This is a genomic window from Micromonospora sp. M51, assembly GCF_018070305.1.
In the GTDB taxonomy this organism is placed as follows: Bacteria; Actinomycetota; Actinomycetes; order Mycobacteriales; family Micromonosporaceae; genus Micromonospora; species Micromonospora parva.
The window spans coordinates 1-2,385 of record NZ_JAGPXZ010000860.1 but is presented as its reverse complement, the minus strand read 5'-3'; the positions used below and the strand labels follow the sequence as shown (position 1 = coordinate 2,385).

Here is a 2,385-nt window from a genome sequence, read left to right as displayed (position 1 = left end):
GCCCGCGACCTGTCGGAGCTGCAACTGTCGCTGCCGGCGGTGCTCTGGCCGCTCTGGGTGGCGGCGCTGACCGCCTGGCGGGGCACCAGCAGCGTGCTGGGGCGGATCACCGGCGCGCTGTCCGCCGCCGTGTTGGCCGCGCTGACAGTGACCACGCTGGTGATCACCGTGCTCTTCGCGGCCACCGGCACCGCGGCGTCGCGGACCGAGGAGCGCCAGGCCCGGGAGTTGGCCGCCGCGCTGCGCGCCGACGGGCCCCACGAGGTGTACGGGGACTACTGGACCTGCAACCGGTTGATCTTCAACACGGACGAGTCGGTGGTCTGCGGGGTGCTCGACGCCGACCTGGCCCCCGGGCAGAACCGCTACCGGCCGTACTGGCGGCAGGTGGGGCGGGCCGAGCGGCCGGGCTACGTGGTGGAGGCCGGCTCGCCGATGGACCGGCGGTTGCGCAGGCTGCTCGCCGACCGGGGTGACGCCACGCCGGTGCGGGATGTCGGCGGCTATCGCGTGTACCACCCCGACACCCCGGTGCGGCCCTGGCGGTAGGGGCTGGTCGTACGCTGGCCGGGCCGGCGCGTGGGGCGCCGCGTTTCGCCCGTCGAGGAGACCCATGCTCATCCTGCTGCCGCCCTCGGAGGGGAAGGCCGACGCCGGCACCGGACGGCGCTGGGCCCCGGACCGGCTGTCGCTGCCCGAGCTGAACCCGGCCCGCGAGCGGGTGCTGGACGCCCTGGTGGCGCTGAGCGCCGGGCCGGACGAGCAGGCGGCGCGGTCGGCACTCGGCCTCAGCGAGGGTCAACGCGGCGAGCTGCGGCGCAACGCCCGACTGCGGGAGGCGGCCACCGCCCCGGCCGAGCGGCTCTACACCGGGGTGCTCTACGAGGCGCTGGACCTGGCCTCCCTGCCGGCCGCGGCGCAACGGGCGGCCCGCCGGTCGATCCTGATCAGTTCCGGCCTGTGGGGCGCGGTACGGCTGGCCGACCGGATCCCGCCGTACCGCTGCCCGATCGGCGCCCGACTGCCCGAGGTCGGGGCGCTGTCGGCGTACTGGCGCAGGGAGCTGACGCCGGCGGTGGACGGGGCTGCCGGGCGGGGCCCGGTGCTGGACCTGCGCTCCGGTGCGTACGCGGCCACCTGGACGCCGCGCGGGGAGCTGGCCGAGCGCACCGTCACCGTGCGGGTTCTGCACGAGCGGGAGGTCGACGGGGTGCCGGTCCGCTCGGTGGTCAGCCACTTCAACAAGGCCACCAAGGGGCGGCTGGTCCGCGACCTCCTCGTCGCCGGCGCCCGGCCGCGTACCGCGGCGGAGCTGGTGGGCACCCTGCGGGAGTTGAAGCACACGGTGTTGGAGCAGGGCACCGCCGCGGGCCGGGTACGGCAGGTGGATGTGGTCGTCACCGACCTGTAGCGGGCACGGCAGGCGCAAGATTTGCTCAAGGCTCGGCCGGAGCGGTTCCGTAACGGCGTGACAGGGGCCACGGTAAGGCGACCCAGACTCCGACAAGGGAGCCTCCGTTGACCCGCGAACCCGCCCTGCTCGACCGGCCCCACCCCTCGACGTCCCCGGCCCCGCTGGGTTGGTTGACACTGGGCGACGCGTTCGAGGCCGCCTGCCTGCACCGGTGCACACCGCCGCCGACCGCCGCCCGACCGAGCGCGGTACGGGCCGAGCACACCCCCGGGGTGGAGTTCAACCGGGAGGACGCCGCGCAGCGCATGCGGCAACTGCTCGCCCGGCTGGACATCCCGGTCACCCACGAGGTTGCCGTCGGCGGCCTGCGCCGCCGCTACGAGTTGCACCGGCTGTGGGTGCCCCGGGAGCACCAGGGCGCGTACACCCGGATGTTGGACGCGGGCTGGTGGCAGGGGCGGCGCGAGCTGCTCGGCGGGCCGCTGCCCGGCGCCTCGCCGGCCCGGCGGCGGTTGGTGACCCGGCTGGCGGAGGCGGCCTGGCGCTCGGCGCTGCTGGCCGCCGGGCGGCACGTCCGCCGGCACATCCTCGGTGTCCGGCTCACCGACCGGGAGTTGGCAGCGGTGCTCATCCGGGGCGCGGCGGTGCTCGACGTGCCGGCCCGGCTCCGCCCCGGCACCGGTTGCTTCCTGGTCAGCGTGGCCGACGGCCCGGACCGGCAGCGGATCCTGCGCAGCGCGGCGTTGGAGCCGGCGCGCGCACCGATGGCGGCACCCGGGACGGCGACAGCACGCGGGATGAACCCGGCGCGTGCTGTCGGTGCGCCGGCGGGTCGCGCCGCCTGCTGATCGGTGCCGGCGTCCGGACGTCGCCCGACCCGGGCTTGCGCGCACCGGCACGACGGCGCACAGTGCACCGCGTGAGTCGTACCTCGTCCAGCCGCACCGGCCTGGCCGCCCTGTGGACGGTGC

Annotated in this window: 2 protein-coding genes and 1 pseudogene; all 3 read left to right on the top strand. The window is 76.2% G+C overall.

The window, feature by feature from the left end:
* Nucleotides 1-549: pseudogene (locus tag KBX53_RS29860) on the top strand (hypothetical protein); the annotation flags it as partial.
* A 64-nt stretch (nt 550-613) separates the two neighbouring features.
* Nucleotides 614-1,411 carry a peroxide stress protein YaaA gene (yaaA, locus tag KBX53_RS29855; RefSeq protein WP_210863007.1) on the top strand — a complete coding sequence of 266 codons (798 nt, stop codon included), beginning with the start codon at nt 614-616 and terminating at the stop codon, nt 1,409-1,411.
* Between the two features lie 107 nt (nt 1,412-1,518).
* A complete protein-coding gene (locus tag KBX53_RS29850) occupies nt 1,519-2,262 on the top strand; it encodes a hypothetical protein (protein WP_247676432.1) in 744 nt (247 codons plus the stop codon).
* The last annotated feature ends 123 nt before the right edge of the window (nt 2,263-2,385 follow it).